Annotated in this window: 21 protein-coding genes; 18 read left to right on the top strand and 3 right to left on the bottom strand. The window is 54.7% G+C overall.

Annotation, left to right across the window (positions count from 1 at the left end; genetic code table 11):
• The first annotated feature begins 39 nt into the window (after window positions 1-39).
• Both EUZ85_RS22530 and EUZ85_RS22525 read left to right on the top strand, forming a co-directional pair.
• Entirely contained in the window at window positions 40-636 is a 597-nt protein-coding gene (locus tag EUZ85_RS22530; RefSeq protein WP_127972158.1) for a hypothetical protein, read from the top strand.
• A gap of 201 nt (window positions 637-837) precedes the next feature.
• Complete coding sequence (locus tag EUZ85_RS22525; protein WP_127972156.1) at window positions 838-2,163, top strand: HD-GYP domain-containing protein; 1,326 nt, start codon at window positions 838-840, stop codon at window positions 2,161-2,163.
• Window positions 2,164-2,184: 21 nt separating this feature from the next.
• Here the strand turns inward: EUZ85_RS22525 and EUZ85_RS22520 are convergent, their stop codons facing one another.
• Window positions 2,185-3,201 carry a hypothetical protein gene (locus tag EUZ85_RS22520; RefSeq protein WP_127972154.1) on the bottom strand — a complete coding sequence of 339 codons (1,017 nt, stop codon included), beginning with the start codon at window positions 3,199-3,201 and terminating at the stop codon, window positions 2,185-2,187.
• A gap of 316 nt (window positions 3,202-3,517) precedes the next feature.
• Between EUZ85_RS22520 and EUZ85_RS22515 the strand changes: the two genes are divergently transcribed.
• Genes EUZ85_RS22515 through queF form a run of 3 tightly spaced genes read left to right on the top strand, consistent with a single transcriptional unit; the run spans window position 3,518 to window position 6,088 of the window.
• The gene (locus tag EUZ85_RS22515; RefSeq protein ID WP_127972152.1) at window positions 3,518-4,477 is read left to right on the top strand and encodes an ABC transporter ATP-binding protein; all 960 of its coding nucleotides are present in this window, start codon (window positions 3,518-3,520) and stop codon (window positions 4,475-4,477) included.
• On the top strand, window positions 4,474-5,244 hold the full coding sequence (locus tag EUZ85_RS22510) for an ABC transporter permease (protein ID WP_127972150.1): 771 nt from the start codon (window positions 4,474-4,476) through the stop codon (window positions 5,242-5,244). Before EUZ85_RS22515 ends, EUZ85_RS22510 begins: the two co-directional genes overlap by 4 nt.
• Before the next feature lie 19 nt (window positions 5,245-5,263).
• Window positions 5,264-6,088, top strand: a complete 825-nt coding sequence (gene queF / locus EUZ85_RS22505; RefSeq protein ID WP_127972148.1) for an NADPH-dependent 7-cyano-7-deazaguanine reductase QueF — start codon at window positions 5,264-5,266, stop codon at window positions 6,086-6,088.
• Between the two features lie 104 nt (window positions 6,089-6,192).
• Here queF and EUZ85_RS22500 read toward each other — a convergent pair whose 3' ends face one another.
• Both EUZ85_RS22500 and EUZ85_RS22495 read right to left on the bottom strand, forming a co-directional pair.
• Window positions 6,193-7,527, bottom strand: a complete 1,335-nt coding sequence (locus tag EUZ85_RS22500) for an MDR family MFS transporter (RefSeq protein WP_127972146.1) — start codon at window positions 7,525-7,527, stop codon at window positions 6,193-6,195.
• 239 nt (window positions 7,528-7,766) lie between these two features.
• Window positions 7,767-9,170 (bottom strand): adenylate/guanylate cyclase domain-containing protein, encoded by a 1,404-nt coding sequence (locus EUZ85_RS22495; protein ID WP_241566831.1) that lies wholly within the window; start codon window positions 9,168-9,170, stop codon window positions 7,767-7,769.
• 570 nt (window positions 9,171-9,740) lie between these two features.
• Here EUZ85_RS22495 and EUZ85_RS22490 point away from each other — a divergent pair.
• The 13 genes from EUZ85_RS22490 to EUZ85_RS22430 all read left to right on the top strand — a co-directional run bounded on the left by EUZ85_RS22490 (window position 9,741) and on the right by EUZ85_RS22430 (window position 23,185).
• A complete protein-coding gene (locus tag EUZ85_RS22490; RefSeq protein WP_127972144.1) occupies window positions 9,741-10,307 on the top strand; it encodes a nitroreductase family protein in 567 nt (188 codons plus the stop codon).
• Between the two features lie 276 nt (window positions 10,308-10,583).
• Window positions 10,584-10,979 carry a flagellar basal body rod protein FlgB gene (flgB, locus tag EUZ85_RS22485; RefSeq protein WP_127972142.1) on the top strand — a complete coding sequence of 132 codons (396 nt, stop codon included), beginning with the start codon at window positions 10,584-10,586 and terminating at the stop codon, window positions 10,977-10,979.
• A gap of 2 nt (window positions 10,980-10,981) precedes the next feature.
• Window positions 10,982-11,419, top strand: coding sequence for a flagellar basal body rod protein FlgC (flgC, locus tag EUZ85_RS22480; protein ID WP_127972140.1), 438 nt, complete (start codon window positions 10,982-10,984; stop codon window positions 11,417-11,419).
• Between the two features lie 24 nt (window positions 11,420-11,443).
• Window positions 11,444-12,121 carry a flagellar hook assembly protein FlgD gene (locus EUZ85_RS22475; protein WP_127972138.1) on the top strand — a complete coding sequence of 226 codons (678 nt, stop codon included), beginning with the start codon at window positions 11,444-11,446 and terminating at the stop codon, window positions 12,119-12,121.
• Between the two features lie 17 nt (window positions 12,122-12,138).
• Window positions 12,139-14,094 carry a flagellar hook protein FlgE gene (locus EUZ85_RS22470; protein WP_127972136.1) on the top strand — a complete coding sequence of 652 codons (1,956 nt, stop codon included), beginning with the start codon at window positions 12,139-12,141 and terminating at the stop codon, window positions 14,092-14,094.
• A 61-nt stretch (window positions 14,095-14,155) separates the two neighbouring features.
• Window positions 14,156-14,902 carry a flagellar basal-body rod protein FlgF gene (gene flgF, locus EUZ85_RS22465; RefSeq protein ID WP_127972134.1) on the top strand — a complete coding sequence of 249 codons (747 nt, stop codon included), beginning with the start codon at window positions 14,156-14,158 and terminating at the stop codon, window positions 14,900-14,902.
• 105 nt (window positions 14,903-15,007) lie between these two features.
• A complete protein-coding gene (gene flgG, locus EUZ85_RS22460) occupies window positions 15,008-15,793 on the top strand; it encodes a flagellar basal-body rod protein FlgG (RefSeq protein ID WP_127972132.1) in 786 nt (261 codons plus the stop codon).
• 36 nt (window positions 15,794-15,829) lie between these two features.
• Window positions 15,830-16,513, top strand: coding sequence for a flagellar basal body L-ring protein FlgH (gene flgH / locus EUZ85_RS22455; protein WP_127972130.1), 684 nt, complete (start codon window positions 15,830-15,832; stop codon window positions 16,511-16,513).
• 50 nt (window positions 16,514-16,563) lie between these two features.
• On the top strand, window positions 16,564-17,700 hold the full coding sequence (locus EUZ85_RS22450; protein ID WP_127972128.1) for a flagellar basal body P-ring protein FlgI: 1,137 nt from the start codon (window positions 16,564-16,566) through the stop codon (window positions 17,698-17,700).
• 28 nt (window positions 17,701-17,728) lie between these two features.
• A complete protein-coding gene (gene flgJ, locus EUZ85_RS22445; RefSeq protein WP_127972126.1) occupies window positions 17,729-18,817 on the top strand; it encodes a flagellar assembly peptidoglycan hydrolase FlgJ in 1,089 nt (362 codons plus the stop codon).
• An 11-nt stretch (window positions 18,818-18,828) separates the two neighbouring features.
• Window positions 18,829-21,507, top strand: coding sequence for a flagellar hook-associated protein FlgK (gene flgK, locus EUZ85_RS22440; protein WP_127972124.1), 2,679 nt, complete (start codon window positions 18,829-18,831; stop codon window positions 21,505-21,507).
• 22 nt (window positions 21,508-21,529) lie between these two features.
• Complete coding sequence (gene flgL, locus EUZ85_RS22435) at window positions 21,530-22,768, top strand: flagellar hook-associated protein FlgL (protein WP_127972122.1); 1,239 nt, start codon at window positions 21,530-21,532, stop codon at window positions 22,766-22,768.
• Between the two features lie 90 nt (window positions 22,769-22,858).
• The gene (locus EUZ85_RS22430) at window positions 22,859-23,185 is read left to right on the top strand and encodes a hypothetical protein (RefSeq protein WP_127972120.1); all 327 of its coding nucleotides are present in this window, start codon (window positions 22,859-22,861) and stop codon (window positions 23,183-23,185) included.
• Window positions 23,186-23,200 lie beyond the last annotated feature (15 nt).

Here is a 23,200-nt window from a genome sequence, read left to right as displayed (position 1 = left end):
AGAATAATAACAACAGCCTGAACCACACTGGAGAAAGTCATGACCATTCGTCCCCCTATCGAGCGCATACTGTTGCTCCTTCTTTTATCAGGCGCGCTTGGCGGGTGCGCCACGGAATATTCCCATTACGGTCGTTTCGTCGCAGAGAATTCCGCAGGGGAGGAACGGGAGTTTTTAATTTCCTGGCGGACGACGGAAAGCGTTAGTGGAGAGGTGTCCGCTGTAACTCCCGTTACGCTCCGCACCCAATGCAGTGATCGTGAGCTGCTCTTTATGGAGCCGGGGCAGGGCGGCGACGCCTGTCGCGCGCATCAAGAGTCCGGCGTGGTTTGGTGTGGAGAGCCAGGACAGGATCTGTCGTTAGAAGGGAAAGCTTTAGTTGACTCGACGACCTTATGCGGGGCGATCACAGATGAAAGCGGAGCAAGCCAGATCGCCGACCTGGGGCGCGTTATGCAATTGCAGGTTTCTTGTTGGCCGGCGCGGACAATAGTGAAAACGGATGATGGTCCCGGTAATCTGGACTATATCAAAGCCTCTTCCGTTCCTTATATAGTGTCGGTCAAGCGGGCGGAAGCCGGCGGGTCGGAAGACAGGCCCCCAGCGCTTTCGGAAACTGTCTGCATAACGGATTGATTTCACGGCGATGCCTGAAGAAGTGTGACAACCTCCGCAATATCCGTGAGAACTTGTCTATATTTGTACAAAGCGTAAGAAAACTTAATTTTTTTGTAACCGAAAGCCTACCGAATGCAGTGGCTTCTTTCCGTCATTGCGGGAAATATAGTCATCATGTCGTAGTGGAGCTTAGAGCAGATGCTCTATGAGGTTGTATCTATGGCCGCCAAGAAGACACAAATAGCGGTAAGTGAACTACAAATCGGGATGTTTGTTGCGGATTTAGATCGTCCATGGCATCAAACACCGTTTCCTATTCAGGGTTTTTATATTCGCAGCGCGGATGATATTCGCGCACTGCAGTCCTTTTGTCGTTCGGTATACATCGACCGGCCGTTGACGCGTACCGAGTATGAAAAAATGGAGAACAGCGGCAAAGAAGAGTTGCTGTTCAGATTAGGCTCATTGTCTTCCGGTAAATCCGTTGAAGAGCATCGTCTAACCCTTCCTCCTATTAAAATCCGTCGCCCCGCCAAATACGAGCGCCAAAGTACGCTGAAGCATGAAGTAAAAGAAGCGGAAAAGCTGACGCATCGGGTGAATCAGGCGTTGGATCGCGTTTTCGCCAATGTTTGCTTAGGGCAGGCGCCGGATATTGTCGAGACTGAAGAAGTCGCCGCCATGATGGTGGAGAGCGTTATTCGCAACCCCGACGCCATGCTTTGGTTGTCCCGTGTCAGAAGGCGGGATGAGTACGCTTACTCACATTCCGTGGCCGCCAGCATTTGGGGATTGGTGTTTGGACGTCAGCTCGGACTGTCCAGAAGTTACCTCAAAGATTTAGCCACTGGCCTGTTGTTGAGCCAGGTAGGTAAGGCGAAAATGCCGCAGGAGCTGCTGCAAAGCGCCAAGTTTCTGGACGCCGCCCAGTATCAGCGCTACAAAGGATATGTGGATATGAGCGTGGCGATTCTCAAGTCGGACCCCACTATTTCGCCAAGAGTGGTCAGCGTGGTGGAATACCATCGCGAACGCCACAACGGTTCTGGCTTCCCGCAAGGGGTGACTGGCGACAAAATTCCTTTGCTGGCCAAGATAGCAGGACTGGTCGACCATTATCAGGAAATGCTGGAGCCGCGCGCAGGGGCGGAAGCGATGACCTCGCTGCAAGCGGTGACGGCGCTTTACCATTCCCGCAATATTGAATTCCAGGAAGATCTGGTGGAAAAATTCATTCAATGCGTCGGCATCTATCCGACCGGGGCCACTGTCGAATTGAGCAATCGCGAAGTGGGCGTGGTCATTCAGCACAACATGGAAAGGAAATTATGGCCGACCGTGATGGTGCTGTTGGACGAAGACAAAGCGCCGCTGCGCACCGCCAAGGTGGTGGATTTGATGGCGTTTAACATCAAACAGGGTAATGAAGACAGCTATCTTCACATCACCCACAGTCTACCCAGCGGAGCCTATGGCATCGACGCCTCTCGCTTTCAGGTGACCGGCGCCAACAGCCGCTGGAGCCTGCGTCACTTCATGGGATGATTGAGCGTGATGCGGTTGACGCTACAGCAGCGTTACCCGCATCACCTTCTGATACCAGCGATAGTCGCCATCCAGACGCATATTCACCACAATTTCTGTTTCCTCTCCCGATTCTCCCGTAATCATAAAACTGAACTCCCTGCTTTCCGGCGCGGGGTCGGGAACGATTGCGATGACGGAACGGGGCGGGTCTGGAATTTCGCCGTCAGAATCCGGCAGTTCATCTACTGTTTTTACTTCCAGGTCCGCCAGTCCTACGGAAATATCAATCAGCCGGATTTGTACGGTGAAAGTGCGCGTGTCGCCAGCGTTGGCCTCAATGTGTTCGCTTTCCAGGAAGATATGTCCGCCTTCCCTTAAAAAGATGTTAGTGCTTAGCGTATTGACCCAATTCACGCCCACTGAGGCGGCGGCGATTGTCTCCAGCGGCGTCAGGTCGGAGCAAACTTCACGCAGACACAGCTCCGCCACAAGGAGGTTTTCTGGGCTTTCGGGGAGGTCGTCCAGGTTGCCGAAGTCAGCTGGATCGATAGTAAAGTCTACACCGGCTGCATTGACTGAGCTTTCAATCGTTGCGCGGGTGGAGTCGCGAACCTGAATGCCGTTTTCCGTGTCGGAATCGAAGTCGATGGAAACCAGGAAGCGCGCTGTATTGACGGCGATATTGGACTCCGCGTTGAGAACCTGTTTTTCCTGTTCTTTATGAGTGCTGAGACCGCCGACCTCTGCGCCGGGATAGATGGTCTGCTCCCAGGTCGGGTCAAAGTCGATGGGAGTCATGAAGCGCTTGATGGGAATGTCCTGCGCCAGCACTACGTCGCCGACGAAGAAGGTGACAGTTTCACCAGGGTAGTATCTGAACTCGCCATGATCGCCGGTAACGCCGGACTGGCTTGCGGTGCGATAGTTAAGGCCCGCCACGCCGGGAGAGCCAAGGTAGGCGGTCGCTCTGTCGTCGCTGGATTCGCCTCCGCCGCCGCAACCCGCCAACACGGCGGCGAACGTCAGGGTCATGGCTCTTAACGGCCGTTTCATCATTGATACTTTCCTTTTTGTTTATTATTTATTCTGCAGATCAATAGCGTCCCTTTATTGTGTCTGCAAACAACAGGTTGTGTGCGTGGTCGCTGCTGCGCCCTTAATCCAGGCGCTTATTGACGCAGATTATAAAGAGTGGGCGGGCGCTAAAAAGGAAGCCCATCGCAGTTTTCAGGGAAATGGACGATTAATTCCGTCTTTTTCATTGAAAAAAACGGGCGGCGACGCAATCTATACAGTCTTCCCGTAAATCAGGCCGCTGGCGCGCCCCTTATGCCTGACGCTCTCACACTGGCCGCAGGAATCAGAAAGAATTATGTCTACCGCACTGGCTATTCGCGATTTAAGAAAAATATACGGTAACGGTTTCGAGGCCTTGAAAGGCATCAACTTGGATGTGGAGGAGGGCGACTTCTTTGCGCTGCTGGGCCCTAACGGCGCCGGCAAGTCCACCACTCTTGGCATCGTATCTTCACTGGTGAACAAGACATCCGGCTCTGTCTCCATCTTTGGTCACGATCTTGATAAGGATCTGGTCAAAGCGAAACTGCAACTGGGCGTTGTGCCTCAGGAATTCAACTTTAATCAGTTCGAAAAAGTATTCGATATCCTCGTCACTCAGGCGGGGTATTACGGTATCCCCGCCAAAGCATCCAAAGACAATGCGGAAAAATATCTGCGTGAGCTGGGGCTTTGGGATAAGAAGGATCAACAGGCGCGCATGTTGTCCGGCGGTATGAAACGGCGTCTGATGATCGCACGTGCGCTGGTGCATGAGCCGCGACTGATTATTCTCGATGAACCGACCGCTGGCGTGGACATTGAGCTGCGACGCAGCATGTGGACCTTTCTCACCAACGTCAACAACGAAGGTCGCACGATTATTCTGACCACTCATTATCTGGAAGAGGCGGAAGCGTTGTGCCGCAACATCGCTATCATCGATCGTGGCCGGATTCTGGAAAACACCAATAAGCGCGACCTGTTGAATAAGCTCAATCAGGAAACCTTTGTGCTTGATCTGACTTGTCGTTTGCAAGAGGCCCCACATCTGGAGGGCTACGGTACTCGTCTTACCGCCGACGGTATGTTGGAAGTGGACGTGGACAAACAGCGTAGCCTGAACGAAGTGTTCCAGCAGCTGGACCAGTTAGGGGTGAAGGTGAGCAGCATGCGTACGAAAACCAACCGTTTGGAAGAGCTGTTTATCCGCATGGTCAACGAGGATAAGAACGAGACAGGCAGTACGGCGAAAGCAGAGGAGGCGCAGGCATGAACAGCGCGATTATGATCGCCTTTAACACCATCCTGATTAAAGAAGTGCGCCGCTTCACCCGTATTTGGTCGCAGACATTGCTGCCGCCGGCGATCACCATGACGCTGTATTTCGTGATTTTCGGCAACCTTATCGGGCCGAGAATTGGAGAAATGGGCGGATATTCCTACATGGATTTCATTGTGCCCGGATTGATCATGATGTCGGTCATCACTAACTCCTACGCTAACGTGGTGTCTTCATTTTTCGGCATGAAGTTTCAACACAGCATTGAAGAACTGCTGGTGGCTCCTGTACCGAATTACGTCATTCTGCTGGGGTACGTCGGCGGCGGCGTCGCTCGGGGTCTGGCGGTGGGCGTCATTGTGACGGCGATTTCTCTGTATTTTACCGACTTGCAGATACACAGCGTGCCGGTGGTGGTCAGCGTGGTGTTCATGACGGCGGTGCTGTTCTCACTGGGCGGCTTTATTAATGCAGTCTACGCCAACAAGTTTGACGACATCTCTATTGTGCCGACTTTTATTCTGACGCCGCTGACTTATTTGGGCGGCGTCTTTTACTCCATCACGTTACTACCGGAGTTCTGGCAGAATGTGTCATTGATCAACCCAATTCTGTATATGATCAACGCCTTTCGTTATGGCCTGCTGGGCGTTAGCGATATCAATCTGGGCGCGGCCTACGGCATGATTCTCTTATTTATCGTTGCGTTGTTCAGCTTTAGCATGCGCTTGTTGAACAAAGGCGTTGGCATACGCACCTAACCGGTTTGGAGAAGTAATTGTGGAACTGGAAAAACATACGCATCTGGGGAAGGCGACGGAATACCCTGAGGAATACTCTCCGTCCTGGTTGACCCCGATTCCCCGCGCTAAGTCCCGGGGGACTTTGGGTTTGAGTGGAGCGCCGGATTTTGTTGGCGAAGATTTATGGAACGGCTATGAGCTGTCCTGGCTCAACAGCAAAGGCAAGCCGGAAGTGGCGCTTGGCGTTTTTCGCATTCGCTGTGACAGCCTTAATATCATTGAATCCAAGTCTTTCAAGCTGTATCTGAACTCGTTCAACCAAAGCCGCTTCGCTTCCCGTGAAGAAGTGCAGGCGCTGATGCAGAAAGACCTGTCTGCGGCGGCGGAAGGCGAGGTGTCGGTGACGTTGCTGTCGGCGAGCGACTGGCGTGATGAGCTCTCATTCTGGCAGGCGGCGGAAAACCTGGACGGTCTGGACATAGAGGTGGAGGTGTATACCCCCGACGCCTCGCTACTGCCTGATCCTGTGGGCGACGACATCGTGGAGGAGACGCTGAGTTCGGATTTGCTGAAGAGCAATTGTCCGGTCACCGGGCAACCGGATTGGGCGACACTGTATATTCACTATCGCGGTAAGCCCTTGGATAAGGCGGCGCTATTGAAGTACATCGTCTCCATGCGTTCGCATCAGGATTTCCATGAGCATTGTGTGGAGTCGGTCTATCTGACGCTGATGCAACGATATCAGCCGGAAAAACTGGCGGTGTACGCGCGTTACACCCGACGCGGCGGCCTGGACATCAACCCATTGCGCTCCAACTATCCGTTGGCGGCGGATAATTTCAAGTTGCCGCGACAGTAGCTCAGGCTTCGCCTCGTCCTTTCCATTGAAAAGCCGCGCTCAGGTGTGTCTGGCGCGGCCGCCAATTCCATTTACCACTGATTGTCACTGGCTTTTCGGCGATGCTATTCCGCCACTTGGGTCATCAGCTCTTTCTCGGTGATAAACCCCGCCACAATGATAAACGCCAGACTGGCGAATAAGCACATGGCGAGATATATCACGCCGAAAGCGCTGTAGGCCGCTTGTAAGGAGCCGCCGTCGCGATACAGGCTGGAGCAGACCACCACGCCAGCGGCGCCGCTTAACTCCCGCACGTATCCGAAGAAGGAAATGCCGACGCCTCTGTCCGCGGCGGGCAACACGTTTTGTACTGCGCAGGTCACTCCTGGCAAGGTGAAGCCGATTCCCAATCCAATTATTGGAAACAGCGACACGAACGCTATCTTCATTAACATCAGGAAGAAAGCGACGGCGATCAGTATGAAGCCCACTAGGATGTGCGTCTTGTAAACCCCTGTCGCCGCGATGTGTTTACCTGAGAAATAGGCGCTGACGCATACCCCGAGAGTGAACAGCAGCATGCTGTAGCCGCTGAGGGTCAGGCTGACGCCATTCTGTACTTGCATTTGCAACGGGAAGTAAATTAACGCCGCTGTCATCAGGATCTGGCATACGCCCATCGTCAGGATGCAGGCGGCGTAGTTGGGAAGCTTGAACAGATGGCGCGGGACGACAGAGCGCTTTTTGTCCGTGAGCAAATACGTCCAGGCTCCGGCGATAAATAAGGCCCCAACGAGAGAAAAGGCGTGCGGTAAGCTGAGGTCTTCGCTGAGCAACAAGATAAGCAAGGTGGTGGAGGACACCAATAGCAGCGAGCCGCCCCAATTGAACCTGTCCTCACGTTTGACGACTTTATCTTTGATGCTTCTTATGGCGATAAAAGCCGCCAATAAGGCCAGGGGGATATTGATCGCGAAGATCCAGCGCCAGCTCAAGTGTTCCGTCAACAGGCTGCCGAATACCGGTCCGGCGATATTGGAAACCACATAGATGGCGGAGATATAGCCCTGATAGCGGCCGATCTCCCGCGCTGGAATGACGTCTGAAATCACCACGAACGCCAGTGAAATCAGGGCGCCGCCACCGACGCCCTGCAGGGCGCGGACGAGTATGAGCGACTGCATATCGTTGGCGAGAGCGCATAGCAGCGATCCAATGGAGAAGATCCCCAGACTGACGATGATCACTTTGAGCCGACCGAACAGATCGCTCAACTTGCCGCAGATTGGAATGACGCTAGTGGCTGTCAGCAGGTAGGCGGTGACGACCCAGGCGATATCGTTCATGGCGTTGAGTTCGGTCCCGATAACGGGAAGAGGCGTGGTGACAATGGTTTTCTCCAGTGCGCCCAGAAAAATAAGCAGAGAGACGCTGAGTAGCGTTTTCTTGTGAGACATATAGAACCTGATTTTGAAAGGCGAAAAATTGCGCGCAATCGCGTCGGCATATATTGAGCCTGCGTGAATGCAATTGGGGCGGGGTGCGCGTCGAGGGATGACGCGACTTGGTTAGATCATGGCGAAGCCAACCTCCGTGTACTGAAATGTTCCCATGTCGCACATCCCAGCGTTTCCGGCGCAATGAAATGCGCGATGCTTATCTGCAATCGACTGTGTAACTTGGTTGAAGGGCGTGGTTAGTTGCGCAACTTTTCCGCAGCGCTTTCGAGGGATTTCAGTATGCGCTCTTTGGCCTGGGCGCTGACCTTGCCTGCGTCCAGGTACATGGCGAATCCTTCGGTTTCATGTTCGATAAAACTCTGATTGCCGCCGATGTCGCGGCGTAAATCCACGACGGAGTAAATCGGCACTGGCTTGGCGAAGCCCTTCACCGTAATTTCGCCCTTATCCCGGCACATGATGGTGTCTTTGATCAGCGCGAAGGTTTCGTAGGATACCAGAATTTCTCCGGGCGCCGCCATGGATTCGAGACGGCTGGCGAGGTTCACTTCTTTGCCTATGATGGTGTAATCCATACGGTTTTCCGCGCCGAAGTTGCCCACGGTGCAGTAACCGGTGCTAATGCCCATGCGAATTTCCAGTGGTGTGCGCACGCCCTGACTACGCCATTTCTGCCGCAGAATTTTCATGTGTTTGCGCATTTCGATCGCCATCATGACGCAGGCGCAGGTGTCTTCCTTGGCGCCGCGGCTACTGGGATCGCCGAAGAAAATCATGATGCTGTCGCCGACGAATTTGTCGATGGTGCCACCGTATTTAAGGGCGATCTGAGACATCTCGTTAAAGTAGGTGTTGAGCAGCTCAGTCAGGCTTTCCGGCTCCATCTCCTCCGCCAGTTCGGTGAATCCTTTGATGTCGGAGAAAAACACCGCCAGCCGCTTACGCTGGGTTTCCAGACGAACGTCGCGCTCGCCGGTGAAGATGGATTGCCATACCTGCGGCGACAGGTATTTGGCCAGCTTATGAGACAGGGCGATGGATTGCTCACGCTGAAACTGGATCTGTGACTTCGCCTGCACCAGGGCGCGGGCCTGTTGGTGCGTGTAATACGCGGTAACGCCGACATACAGCGAACAGGTGACGCCGCCGATAATGCTGACCACCATAGGGGTGGCTGGCGCAAAACTTAAACCAAAATAAATGGACGCTACGGTAAAGCCGGCGAGAAAGGCGATGTTGCCGTAGAGCCAGCTTTTCATGCCGCCAACGATAATAAAGCTGAAGTTCAGCATCAGCAGGAAAAACAGAGTGGGTGTGACGCTGAATTTGATGAGCACCAGAATCACGCCGCATAGAAAACCATCCACCACCATCATGCCCTGGCGGACCTTGGTGTTCTTCTGTTTATCGAAGAAGCGCAGAGCGAAATACAGAATATGCGGCCATAGCATGGCGCCGGGAATGATCCAGATAAGGTATTCGTCGAAATGCCCCTCCAGAATGCCGGCGACGATGATGGCGGCGCATACCAGATAGCCGAGCACCCGGGCGTTATAGTCCGGCATGGGCGGGATGGTCACCTGAGTCGGGGAGTGCGGCGTATTGGCGAGATGTGGAGGTATCGGCATCATTTGTGTCATAACCGCGAATACCGGTATTGTCCCGTCAGCATATTTTTCAACCTAACCAAAAGTCCCTGCGAGCTCATGGGAATGGCAATGCGGCTCGCCGGTTTGCTGTTATCAATAAAAACGTCCTGTCCTCGCACGGATATACCCTAAAAAGGACAGGAATAGAAGGTTTTCCGGGTGGAAAGCGGGAGGCGCCTGTTCAACAGGCGTAGCGCGACGCATTGGGTGAATGCGGGATTGCCATGCAAAAAGCCGTTGGACCGGCGTAAACCATCCGCCATAACTGCCGCCCTCTTCTGGTAGTATAGTCCACCAGCGCTACGATCGCGTTAAGGTTAGCAGTAATGGGGTTGTCGGACAATCTGTGGGACGGTTTTGTCTGTCGTTAGACAATCTTTAACCTTTTGAGTTGGCGTAAAAGGCAGGCAATGTGGCGCGATAGGACAAGTATTTTTCGACGGCCAATTGCATATATTTAAGAATCATTCCTATTTATAATCTGAACCGAATCAGTCGCTGGTCTCTTATTGGCCTGACCGGCGGTCACGCGAATAAACAACAGGAGCCACGTATAACGCCATGGCGGTATTAGACATTCTTGCAAATCGAACCTCCACCCCTTTGTTGCAGGCGCCGGCGCCGAGCCATGCACAATTGCGACAACTGTATCCGGTTATCATGCGCGCGCCGGACCATGCCCGCTTACGGCCATGCCGTCTGATTATTGTGGAAGGGGAAGGGCTCGACGCTTTGGGACGCATATACTGCGAAACTGCGGAGCAGGATGGTCAGGACGATGCGGCCAGGCAAAAGCTGGCCAAAGCGCCCAGTCGCGCGCCGATGGTGATTGTCGTGGTCGCTACTGTCCAGGAGCATCCCAAGGCGCCGGAGTCGGAACAGTTGATTTCCGCCGGCTGCAGCGCCTATGCGTTAATGCTGGGGCTGGAGGAACTGGGCTATGGCGCCATGTGGCGCACCGGATGGGTGGCCTACGATGAGCGCGTCAAACAGCGTCTTGGTTTGGCCTCCAACGAACATGTGGTGGGTTATCTGTATGTAGGGACGCCGGCCAGCAAAGAGAAGAAAGTTCCCGAACCGCCTGCTTTTGAAGAGCGCGTTAGTTTCTTCACTGGCGAAGCGAGCTGATATTTCCTGCGACGTTGCCTGTCTTTATCGACGTCGCTTTTCCCCAAATCTCTTCTGCATATCTATCGTCCTGTTCGACCTTTCCGGTGGCGATGGTTTTCCTCTTGCCGCTTGGTGTGGACGCGCTTTCCTTCTGGGCGGTATCCCTTTGCCGCCTTCCGCCTGCCTGAAAATACTATCTAACTGAAAAATAAAACAAAAAAATAACTGGCGCGGGACTTGCTGACATTGACGCAAATGATGATTGTCGCAGTCAGGCAACTGCAGAGGTGTTAGATGGCCATATCATTCGACAAAGCGCTGGGTATCCATGAGCAAGCGCTGAACGTCCGCGCCAGACGGGCGGAAGTGCTGGCGAACAACATAGCCAATGCGGACACCCCTGGGTTCCGCGCCCGGGATATCGATTTTAAAGCCGTGCTCAAACAAGCCAAAAGTATGGAGGACTCACTGGAAGTGGTCACTACTCACGATGCCCACATGGCGATAGAAACACCGGCGGAAGGGGCTCTGCTTTACCGCCAGCCGCTGCAGCCTTCGATTGACGGCAACACGGTGGATACGCAGACGGAAATCGTGCAGTACTCTAAGAATGCGCTGGATTTTCAGGCCAGCTTTGAATTCCTTAATAGCCGCCTGAAAGGCATTGTCAGCGCGATTAAAGGAGAATAACCATGGGGATCAATAGCATTTTCGACATTGCCGGCTCCGGTATGACCGCGCAATCAGTGCGACTGAACACCACCGCCAGCAACCTGGCCAACGCGGACACCGCCAGCTCCAGCATCGATCAGACTTATCGCGCGCGCAAGCCGATTTTTGCGGCGGTGCATCAGGATGCGCTTAACGCGGCGATTCCTCCTTCGGTCCACGATGACGCCTCCCGAGGCGTGGAAGTGCGAGCCATTGTGGAAAGCGATGCATCTCTGGAGCGTCGTTACCAGCCGGACCACCCCATGGCGGATGCGGACGGTTATGTGTTTTATCCCAACGTGAATGTGGTGGAGGAAATGGCGGATATGATGTCCGCTTCCCGCAGCTTCCAGACCAACGTGGAAGTGCTGAATTCAGCGAAAACCATGATGCAGCGCCTGCTGACTATTGGTCAGTGATGAACTTTTCGTGAGGACAGCGTGATGAGCGATATCAATACGACCAATAAGACTAGCGATGCGCTGAGTCAGTACGCGCTTCAGCAGAATTCCGCCAACAGGAAAAACGAACTGGGTAAAAACGAATTCATGGATCTGATGATCGCCCAGTTAAATAACCAGAGTCCGCTCGATCCCCAGGACAACACGGCGTTTGTCGCACAGTTGGCGCAATTCAGCTCGGTGGAAGGCATTCAATCATTGAATTCGACCGTGGACACCATGGCCTCACAGTTTCGCAGCGCGCAGGCCTTGCAGGCGTCGGCGATGGTGGGTCGTGATGTGCTGGCGCCGATGGAAAGCGCCATCAAGAGTGCGGATGGATCTATTAATGGGGTGGTGGAACTGCCTGCGGGCACCTCGCAACTGGCCATTAGCGTCTATAACGAGGCCGGCGAGCTCATCACGACAATTGATAAAGGATACCAGCCCGGCGGCGACGTCAAGTTCAGCTGGGACGGCAAAAACAGCAACGGCGAAACTTTGCCGGCGGGGCGGTATGAAGTGGTCGCAAGGGCCCGCTACAGTGGAGAGCAGATGCAAGTCAGCTCTTATCTGGCGGCCAATGTGGATAGTGTATCAATCGCGCGTGACGGCAGCGTCACATTAAATCTGAACGGGCTGGGCTCGGTCGGATTAAGCGATATCAAACAGATCAGTTAGCATGTGCGAGGTGTGGTATGCCGTTTAATATCGCGTTAACAGGAATCAGAGCAGCGTCGGTCGACCTGGAGGTGACCGGCAACAATATCGCCAACGCCAGCACCACCGGCTTTAAGCGGTCCCGTGCGGAATTTGGCGATCTTTACGCCAACAGCTTTTTGAGCCTGGGCTCCAACCCGGTGGGGGATGGCGTGAGGGTGCAAAAGGTGCGGCAGGAATTTGCGCAGGGCAATCTCTCCTTTACTGAGAATGGACTGGACCTCGCCATTAACGGCGAAGGTTTCTTTATTCTCGATACTACCAGCGGCGATCGTCGCTACAGTCGCGCCGGCGCTTTCGGTATCGACAAAGAAGGCTATGTGGTGAACAGCTCCGGTATGCACCTGCAGGGGTTTGTCGCCAATGACAGTGGCGTCGTCAGCGGGGTGCTGGGAGATCTGATAATAGACGACACCAGTCTGGCGCCGGACAGAACTACACGAGTGGACGCTAATCTGAACCTGGACGCGTCTCAGCCAATATTGCTTGAGCGCGGCGACTCACTGTCTTCAGACGGCCTGCTGATAGGGCGGGCGGTGGACGCTACCGCCACTGGCACTAATGGCGCTAATGGCTACGCTGCTCAAACGATTACTGTGACTCAGGCTGACGGTTCAACGTCAACGGTAACTATTCCAGCGAATAGTTCCGCAAATGAAATAGCGGCTTTGTTCAATAATGTGGACAACATAGACGCCGCCGCCAGCACTCGCGCTACGATTACGGCGGCGGGTTTCAATAACGCCTCAGGCACTATGCAGGTGTTTATCAACGGTGTGCTGTTCGATGGCTACACCAACTTGACTGACCTTGGCGACGCCATCAATTCATCCTCCTCCTTGATTGGCGTGCGCGCGGTGTTGGACGGTACGGATCTGGTGGTTATCGATAACCGCGGCAATGACCTCAGCTTCAGTTTTAATGGCGCCGCTGGCGACCAGTTTGAGGTGCAGGGCAACGATGCGGCGGCCACATCACAAACCCTGAGCACGGCTTTGACGGACGTGGTCGTAGGCGGCAGCGTCAACCTGACCATTCAGGACGGCGTTTCCGTGGCCAGTGGCGCAACCGATCTGTTCGCCACCTTTACCGGCACGCCTTTCGTCAATAACGTGTTCGACCCGGCGGATGAAAACACCTACAACCATGCGACATCCACAACGATTTACGACAGCTTGGGCAACTCCCACGTACTGACTACGTTTTTCGTGAAAGAGCCGCAAACGGCGACCACGCCAGATAACCTGTGGACCATGTATGCGTTGATCGATGGGCAGGACATAGGCGACCCGCTGGTGACCGGTGGTACGCCTACTCGCGCTTCCTACAGTCTGGTGTTCGATCAGGATGGTTCGCTCAATGAAGTGCTGTCTGACGATGTGCTGATTTCCAACTGGACGCCGCTGGCGCCGGATGGTACGCCAAACGGCGCGGAAGGGCCGCTGAATGTGGCGGATGGCGGAACCTTGCCGGTTCCTGATCCCCCCACCAGCTCCAACTTCTTTATAGATCTTGGCACGACGACTCAGTATGGCAGCGCGTTTGCGGTCAACGATTTGCAGCAAAATGGATTCACCACTGGGCGTCTGATTGGCTTAGACGTGGATGATGGGGGAGTGGTTTTCGCCCGTTACACCAACGGTGAGTCCAAGGTGCTGGGGCAGGTCGCATTGGCGAACTTCAACGATATTCAAGGGTTGGCGCCGGTTGGAGAAACCACCTGGGTGGAGACCTTCAACTCCGGCAACCCTGTGATTGGAGCTCCTGGCACAGCGTCTCTGGGGGCTATTCGCTCCAGCTCTTTGGAAGATTCCAACGTGGATTTGTCCGAGCAGTTGGTGGGATTGATCATCGCCCAGCGTAACTATCAGGCCAATGCGAAAACCATAGAAACTGCTAACGCCATCACTCAGACCATCATCAACCTGCGTTAATGGATGGGTGAAAGAGTGAGAAAGACCTACAACGCGATCAGGTGGAATTCGAGAGGTAGTCATGGATAAAGCCTTATACATCGCCATGAGCGGGGCCAAGCAGAACATGTTGTCTCAGCGCGGCCACGCCAACAATCTGGCTAACGCCAATACCACTGGCTTCAAGTCTGATTTCATGCAGGCGCGCAGCATGCCGGTATTCGGCGAACATTACCCCAGCCGCGCCTACGCCATGACGGAGAGACCGGCGACGGACTTCGAAATGGGATCTATGATGCAGACCGGGCGCGACCTGGATGTCGCCGTCGCTGGTAAGGGCTGGATTGCGGTGCAGGCGCCGGACGGCGGCGAAGCTTATACCCGGGAAGGGGAGTTGCTGCTGGATGTGAATGGCATGCTGCGCACCGGCTCGGGATTGCCGGTGCTCGGCAACGGCGGACCTATCGCCGTGCCGCCCGCGGCCAAGCTTAATATTGGCGGGGACGGCACGATTTCTATCGTGCCCCTGGGCGGCAATCCAGATGAAATACAGGAAGTGGACCGTATTCGCCTGGTTAATCCTCCCGCTGAAAATCTTGAAAAAGGCGTCGATGGCCTGATTCACCTGAAACCGGACGCTCCCGGTCCGGCGCTTCCAGACGGTCTCGTGCGCCTGGAGTCTGGCTACCTTGAGTCTTCTAATGTCAATGCCGTCGAAGAAATGACGGAAATCCTCTCTCTATCCCGCCAATTCGAACTTCAAGTCAAAGTAATGCGCGCTGCGGATGATAATTCCGAAGCTGCGGCACGCTTATTGCAAATTTCCTAGTAATCCCGCATGAGCGGCAATTTCCCGCCATGCGGCCCGGAGTTTATCCGGGTATAGGTTGAAACCCATTTATTGTGTTGTCCGACCTGCATAGGAGAATTTGTCATGCATGGTGCGTTGTGGGTGAGTAAAACCGGGCTCGCGGCCCAGGATACTGCTCTAAAAACCATTTCCAATAACCTGGCGAACGTTAATACGACCGGCTTCAAGCGTGATCGCGCCGTATTCCAGGATCTGCTGTATCAGATCAAGCGGCAGCCGGGCGGCCAGAGCTCCCAAGACACGCAGTTGCCTTCCGGGCTGCAACTGGGGACAGGGGTGCGCGTGGTCGGCACTCAGAAAGTCTTTAGCGAAGGCAATCTGGAAGTCACTGAACAGCCGCTGGATATCGCCATTAATGGCCGGGGCTTCTTTCAGATTCTGATGCCGGACGGCACGATCTCTTATACCCGGGACGGCCAGTTTCACTTGAACTCCGACGGCGACGTGGTGACCGCCAATGGCTTCCCTCTTGAACCTGGCATCACCGTGCCGGACGGCGCTTTGCACCTGACCATCAGCACCGATGGCGTGGTCAGCGTCACTGTGGCGGGCACCGCTACGCCGACTCAGATTGGCAACATCAATACGGTGGACTTCATCAACCCGGCCGGGCTGGAGGCGATCGGCAACAACCTGTTCAGGGAGACCGCCGCCAGTGGCGATCCTCAGGAAGGCACGCCCGGATTGGCGGGCTTGGGCACCGTGGAGCAGGGCATGGTGGAAACTTCCAACGTAGAGATCGTTGAGGAAATGGTGAACATGATCACCACTCAGCGCGCCTACGAAATGAACGCAAAAGTGGTGACCACTGCGGACCAGATGCTGCAGTACATCACCCAGAATCTTTAATTAATGAGTTGTCGAGTTAATCGGGGAGGGCCAGGCGTGAAAACTCTAACGCTGATCTCACTAATCATGTTTACCTTGCTGAGTGGTTGCAGTCCGATCAGCCGTGAACAGGTGCGTCCGGGTGACCCCGCTTTTGCGCCAGTGCCTCCGCAGACGCTGATGCAGCCGGCGCCGGTAGATGGTTCCATCTATTCCAGTGCGCAAAGCTTCTCTCTGTACGGCGATCGCACGGCCCATCAGGTGGGCGATGTATTGACGGTGGTGCTGCAGGAAAGCACACAGTCTTCAAAGAGTACGGGCTCGTCTCTAAAGAAAGACTCTGAAAACTCCTTTAACGAGGCGACGATTCTGGGCACTGCGGTGTCCGCGCATAACCTCAGTTTGTTGACCGACCCTAGCTTTACCCGGGACTTCTCCGGATCGGCGGATGCGGATCAAAGCAACAGTCTGACCGGTAATATCAGCGTCACTATTTCGGATGTACTGCCCAACGGTGTCTTGCGGATTCGCGGTGAAAAATGGCTGACGCTGACGGAGGGTGACGAATACATTCGGCTTAGCGGGCTGGTGCGTCCTCAGGACATCAGCGTGGATAACACGATCTTGTCGAGCAAAATTGCCGACGCCCGTTTCGCCTATAGCGGCACAGGCGCCTTTGGCGATGTGAATCGCGCCGGCTGGCTGCAGCGTTTCTTCAATAGCGAATGGTTTCCTTTATAACGCCTGATTTCGAAACGAAGTCCTCCGTCCTTAACTAGCGGTATCTGACTATGCATGAAGTATCCGACAAAACCAAAGCGATCCGTTCTCTGTCGCCGGCATGGCGGGCGCTGTTTGCGTTTGGCCTGTTATGTTTCGCAACTATGGCTGGCGCGGAAAGGATAAAAGACATTGCTAGCGTGGAAGGCGTGCGCAGCAACCAGATCGTGGGGTACGGTCTGGTGGTGGGGCTGGATGGCACCGGCGATAAGGCTCCATTTACGGATCAGACGTTTCGCAACATGATGAATCGTTTCGGCATCTCGATTCCGACGGGGACTGATCCGAAACTGAAAAACGTGGCGGCGGTGTCCGTGCATGCGGATCTGCCGGCTTTTTCTAAACCAGGTCAGAAAATCGATATCACCGTTTCTTCCGTCGGCAACGCGAAGAGCCTGCGTGGCGGCAGTTTGCTGATGACCAGCCTGAAAGGCGCTGATGGTAAAACCTATGCAGTCGCCCAGGGCAATCTGGTGGTGGGCGGGTTTGGCGCCGGCGGCGCGGATGGCTCCAGCATCACGGTGAATGTCCCCAGTGTAGGGCGTATTCCTAACGGCGCCACGGTCGAGCGCGCTGTGCCCAGCGGTTTCGGCCACGGCGATACTTTAACGCTGAATTTGAGCTCGCCGGACTTCACTACCGCCAAGCGCGTGCAGGATCGCATCAATGACCTGCTGGGCCCCGGGTTGGCGCAGGCAATGGACGCCGCCAGCATTCGAGTGATGGCGCCACGGGAGGCGTCGCAGCGGGTTGGGTTCCTGTCTATTTTGGAAAATCTGGAGGTAGAGCCCGGGCAAGAGGCCGCCAAGGTGGTGATCAATTCCCGCACCGGCACCATTGTGGTAGGGCAGAATGTGAAGGTGCTGCCGGCGGCGGTGACCCACGGCAATCTGACTGTCACCATCACCGAGGACTTCGGCGTCAGTCAACCTAATGCGCTGGCGGGAGGAGATACGGTCGTTGTGCCCCAGACAGATGTGAATGTAGAGCAGCAGCCCAGCCATATGTTTAAGTTCGGGCCTGCGGCGACGCTGAATGAAATTGTGCGTGCGGTGAATCAGGTCGGGGCGGCGCCAGGGGATGTGATGGCGGTGCTGGAGGCCCTGAAGCAGGCCGGCGCGCTGAAAGCGGAACTGATCGTGATCTAACACGGCAATAGTGTTTTAAGGCAAGCGTATGACCATCAACAATCGCGCCCTCGACCAGGCTCATGTCTATACCGACCTGAACGCGCTGCAGCGACTGAAATCGCCCAGCATGGACAAGTCGGAGGCGATCAGTGCGGTGTCGAAGCAGTTTGAGTCCATCATGGTCAACCTGATGCTGAAATCCATGCGTCAGGTCAACGCGGTATTTGAACAAGGCAATCCATTTCACGATTCCGCCTCCGGTATTTATCAGGATATGTTCGATCATCAGTTGAGTCTGACCTTGTCCAAACATAAGAGTTTTGGATTGGCGGATGCGCTGACCAAACAACTATTGGCCAGAGAAAGCAGCGAGCCGAAAAAAGGCGGCTACAAAGACATTAACGAATACCCGCGCTCGTTGGAGGCGACGCCGCTGAACTATGCGCAGGCGGAAGAAAATCTCGCGCAGGCGCCGGAGCTGACGGAAGAGGAGACTCAGGCCCTGGAGCAGGTGGCTTATTACTCAGAGCAAATGTCGCGCTCCGCGTTTGTGGATTCCGAGGTGAAGGACGCCATTGCGGCGGCGCAGGCATCGCAAGTAACCCTCGGTGAAGAGGGAGATCTCCAGAAAGAGGCTGCGCCTGCTGCCTTTGAGAGTCCTCAACATTTCGTTAACAGCCTGCTGGCGTCGGCGCGTAAGGCTTCCGCTGGATTGGGTGTTGAGCCGGGCGTTCTGCTGGCGCAATCCGCCCTGGAAACCGGGTGGGGGCGGCGCATGATTCTTACCGAGGAGGGCGAACCCAGTTACAACCTGTTCGGCATTAAAGCGGACCAGCGCTGGAAAGGGCCTGTCGCCTGGATAACGACCACTGAATACCGGGAAGGGAGCATGGTGAAAGAGCGGGCGCCGTTCCGCGTTTATGGCTCCTATGAAGAAAGCTTTACGGATTATCTCAACTTCTTGCAGGAGCAGCCCCGCTATCAACAGGCGTTGAAGCAGGTGGCGGAGCCGGAAGAGTACCTGCGGGAACTGCAAAAAGCCGGGTACGCCACCGATCCCAATTATGCGTCGAAGATTCAGCGCATCATGAACGGGGCGTATCTACAAAGCGTCCGCTCGGATGATCAAGGCTGAGGACTCCTGTCATGAGCACTAACGTCATCAACATAGGACTCACCGGACTCAAAGCCAGCCAGACCGCGCTGGCCACTACCGGCAACAACGTCTCCAACGCCAACACCGAGGGCTATAGTCGTCAGCGGGTGGAATTCGAGGCGACGCCGTCCCAGTATATCGGGGCGGGATATTTGGGCACGGGGGTCGGGGTTGCGGATATTTCCCGCATGACGAACCAGTTTCTGGTCTCCCAGTTGCGTTCAGATACTTCCATGTTCAGTGAAATAGATAAGATCCGCGCTAATGTGAGCCAGATCGACAGCCTGCTGGCGGACCCCACCACTGGACTGTCTCCCGGTATGAGCGCTTTCTTTCAGGCGTTGCAGGGCGCTGCGGATGATCCTGCATCCATACCTGAACGGCAGCTGGTGCTGACTCAGGCGGAAGGTCTGATCAATCGCTTTAATGTGCTTTATAACCGCCTGGCGTCGCAGCAAAGCAATATAGACCAGGATATGCGCGCTTTGATTACGGAGGCCAACAGTCTGGCCAGCGGCATCGCCCAGGTGAACCAGGCCATAGTGTCCGCTCGCGGTTCGGCGCAGGGTAAAGACGTCAACGACTTGCTGGATAAGCGTGATCAGTTGATTCGCGAGTTGTCGGAAATTGTGTCGGTGACTGTTGTGGAGCAGACCGATGGCCAGCTCAATGTTCTGGTGGGCAAAGGCCAGTCTCTGGTGATCGGCTCTCACGCCAACTCGTTGGGATTGCAGGTCAGCGAAACCGATCCAACCCATCAGGAAGTGGCGCTGACGGAAAGCGGCGGCACTGGAACCAATATTATTACTTCAGAGATAACCGGCGGTGAGCTAGGCGGCATACTGCTGTTTCGCGATCAGATTCTACAACCCTCATTTAACGCAATGGGCCGAATTGCGGTGGTGATGGCGGATACGATCAATGAACAGCATCAGCTGGGCATGGACCTTGAAAACCGGCTCGGCGGCACATTCTTTGAAGACATCAATTCCGAAAACAACGCACGCCAGCGGGTCACAGCGAATGAAGGCAATGCGCTGCCCAATGATCGCGACATCAGCGTGGAAATTATCGACACATCCGTATTGACCACTAAAGATTATCAAATACAGTTCACCGGACCTTCCGATAACGACATTCTGGTGGTGGATGCGTTGAGTGGAGCGACGGTTACTCGCGGGCGGTTGCCTGGCCTGTTTCCAGCCACCTTTGAGTTCGACGGGTTGAGGATTAACTTTGAATCAGGCAGCTTTCAAACCGGCGACAGCTTTTTGGTGACGCCTACTCGTTACGGCGCCAGAGACATTGATATGTCGGTGAGCCGAGTAGAGGAGATCGCACTGGCGTCGCCAATTCGCACTGAAGCGGACTTGGGCAACGTGGGGAATGCGGTGATCAGTCCTGGCGAACTGCTGGCGGTCAAGCGCAGCTCTAACGATGCTATCTTGCCAACGTTTGCGGTTCCTGGCGAACTGACGCCGCCGATACTGATCCGTTTTATCACCGACACCTATTATGAGGTTTTGGATAATAGCGATCCGGGTAATCCGGTTCCTCTCGATCCGCCATTGAATAATCAGAAATATATCACGGGCGTGTCCAACGCTATTTTTACTGCAGACGAAGGACAAACCGCGGTCAGCGCCGAGGGCGTAACCGTCGCCCAGGTTCCGGCGCCAGTGGCGTCGCCTGGACCCTACGCGAACGGCTATGGAGCGCAGACAGTGACGCTTAAAAATCGCGATCCGGAGACAGGCATTGTCACGACGCAGGCGCCGCTTAATATCGCCGCCAACGCCAGCGCAGAGGAAATCGCCTCGGCCTTGAACAGTCGCAACGGCGTGTCCGCTCTCGCCTATACAGAAGTGGAGCTTTCCAATTTTGTGGATGACGGCGGCGGTGTGGCGCCGGGATTGACCATTAACGGTGAGGTGTTGACGTTGCCAAGCGGAGGCTCATTTACACCGGATGATTACGTGGATCTAATCAACAACAATTCCAACCTTCAAGATGCCGGTATCGTCGCCTGGAGCGACGGCGGCACCTTGACCGTTCGCGCACTCACCGGCAAGGACATTACCGTTGAGGTGACAGGCGATGCGACAGATTCTGTGGACATCGCCACCGCCAATGACACTGTCGCCACCACCATTGCCGGCGGCAGTGGCGTCAGCGTTGGCGGATTCGTGGATGTGCAGCTGGATGACGGTGTGCGCTTGAACGCGGATAACAACAACATATTCTTGCCTGCGCCAGTGGCGCAGAGTTCGTTCCGGGGCTACCAGGCCAATATTACTGGTACGCCCAGCCAAGGGGATACTTTCACTATTGAGTACAACGAAAATGGCGTTTCCGATAACCGTAATGCATTAAAAATGGCGGGGCTGGAAACGGTGGGAACCATTGGCGGCAATGTCAGCACTTACAATGAGGCTTATTCCCAGTTAGTCGAAGTGGTCGGCTCCACCGCCAGTCAGGCGCAACTGGACACGGAGTCGGCTCAGTCACTGCTGCGGCAGTCGGAAAATCGCTGGCAGGAAGTTTCCGGCGTCAGTCTGGATGAAGAGGCGGGTCGTCTGATTCAGTATCAGGCGGCCTACAATGCGTCTGCGCAAGTGGTGTCCATCGCCCGACAGTTGTTTGACACGTTGTTGAACACTTTCGCCTGATGGATAACCCGAGGATGTGACCATGCGTATTTCAACCCAACAACTGTTTAATCGCGGTCTGGACAACATCCTTGATGTGACCGGCCAGTTGCAGAAAACCCAGCTGCAGATCTCCAGCGGGCGTCGCGTACTGACGCCAGCGGATGATCCGGTGGCGTCCACGCGCATCCTGCAGATAAACCAACAGCTGTCGTTGATCGATCAATACAAGAGCAACATCAATCTGGCGGAAAATCGTCTGAGCCTGGAAGACGGTCTCCTGGGTGGCGTCAGTGAAGTGATACAACGTTTGCGTGAATTGACAGTGCAGGCGGGTGACGGCTCTCAGAATGCCGATGATAAAACATTTATTGCAGCGGAAGTGCGGCAACGGCTCAGCCAGTTGGTTGGTATGCTGAATACTAAAGATCCCAGCGGGGAGTATATCTTTGCGGGGTTTCAAGGTAAGCAGGAGCCATTTCAGCTGAATGCTGCGGGTTCATATAAGTATGTAGGCGATGAAGGGCGTCGGTTCATGCAAATCGACGCGAATGTCTCCGTGGCGGCGGGAGACAACGGCAAAGAGGTGTTCGTCAATATCAAAAGCGCTAACAACACTTTTTATACTCAGGCGAGCCCTCGTAATACGGCGGAACCGCCAGCGATCATTACCCAGGGGCAGATGATCGATCAAGAGCTCTATGACGCTTTTTATCCTGAAGATATGGTTGTTGTGTTTAATAACGAGGCAGATGTGGTTCCGCCTGCGCCGAACTATTCTATCGTGCAGCGCTCTGACGGTAAGCCCATTTTGAATAATCAACGTTTCGCTACGGGACAACCTATTCAAGTACAAGGTGTGCAGTTTGAAATTATCGGCTCGCCTCAACCTGGCGACACCTTCTTTGTGCAGTCGTCAGAGAAGCAGGGCCTTCTGACTACGGTGGAGCGCCTGGCGGCGGGACTGGAGGATTATCAGGATACCCCCGCGGGCCGCCAGACATTGACCGATCTGCTGGATTCCACCCTGGCGAATTTCACCAATGCGGAAACCAAATTACTGGAGACGCGGTCGCGACTTGGCGCCCGCTTGAACACTATTGATGACACCAAGCAACTGCAGGAAGATGTTGAGGTGTTGACCAAAGAAGTGTTATCCGAGCTGCAGGATCTGGATTACGCGGAAGCGGTGAGCAATCTCACCTTGCAAAACTTTGTCCTGCAGGCCGCCCAACAATCCTATTCCCGGGTCACCAGCCTGTCGCTGTTCGATCTGCTCTAAGCGTGGCGGCGATCCAATGAATCGCCGCCACGCTCCGCAAACACGTCTATTCTTATAGTCAGGGTTGATCGCAGTTAAAGAGGCTTCACTATGAGAATAATTTCTTCATTGGCGTTATGTAGTGTATTTCTTTGCAGCGGCGCCGCATCCGCTATCGCCATAGATGGCGCAGCGCCGCCATGGCAGGAAATGAAAAAGAACTATATTTCCAATATGTCCAATGGCTGTCTCAGTGCGCACAGCGGTCAAGGCGAAGGGACGGAAGCCGTGGCGAATTATTGCTCTTGCGTTGTTGAGCGGGTCGACAAGGATCTGACCTTGGACGATATTCGTTACTTTGCAGAGCAGGGCAGGCCCAATAGCTCGCATACAGAAGTGATCATCAGCGCGATACAGACATGTGGAGAAAATCAGTAGAAAAGGTGCTGAAAA

The sequence above is a fragment of the Hahella sp. KA22 genome (assembly GCF_004135205.1).
Lineage (GTDB): Bacteria > Pseudomonadota > Gammaproteobacteria > Pseudomonadales > Oleiphilaceae > Hahella.
Note: the sequence above shows the minus strand (reverse complement) of the source record. Positions and strands in the feature narration are given on the sequence as shown.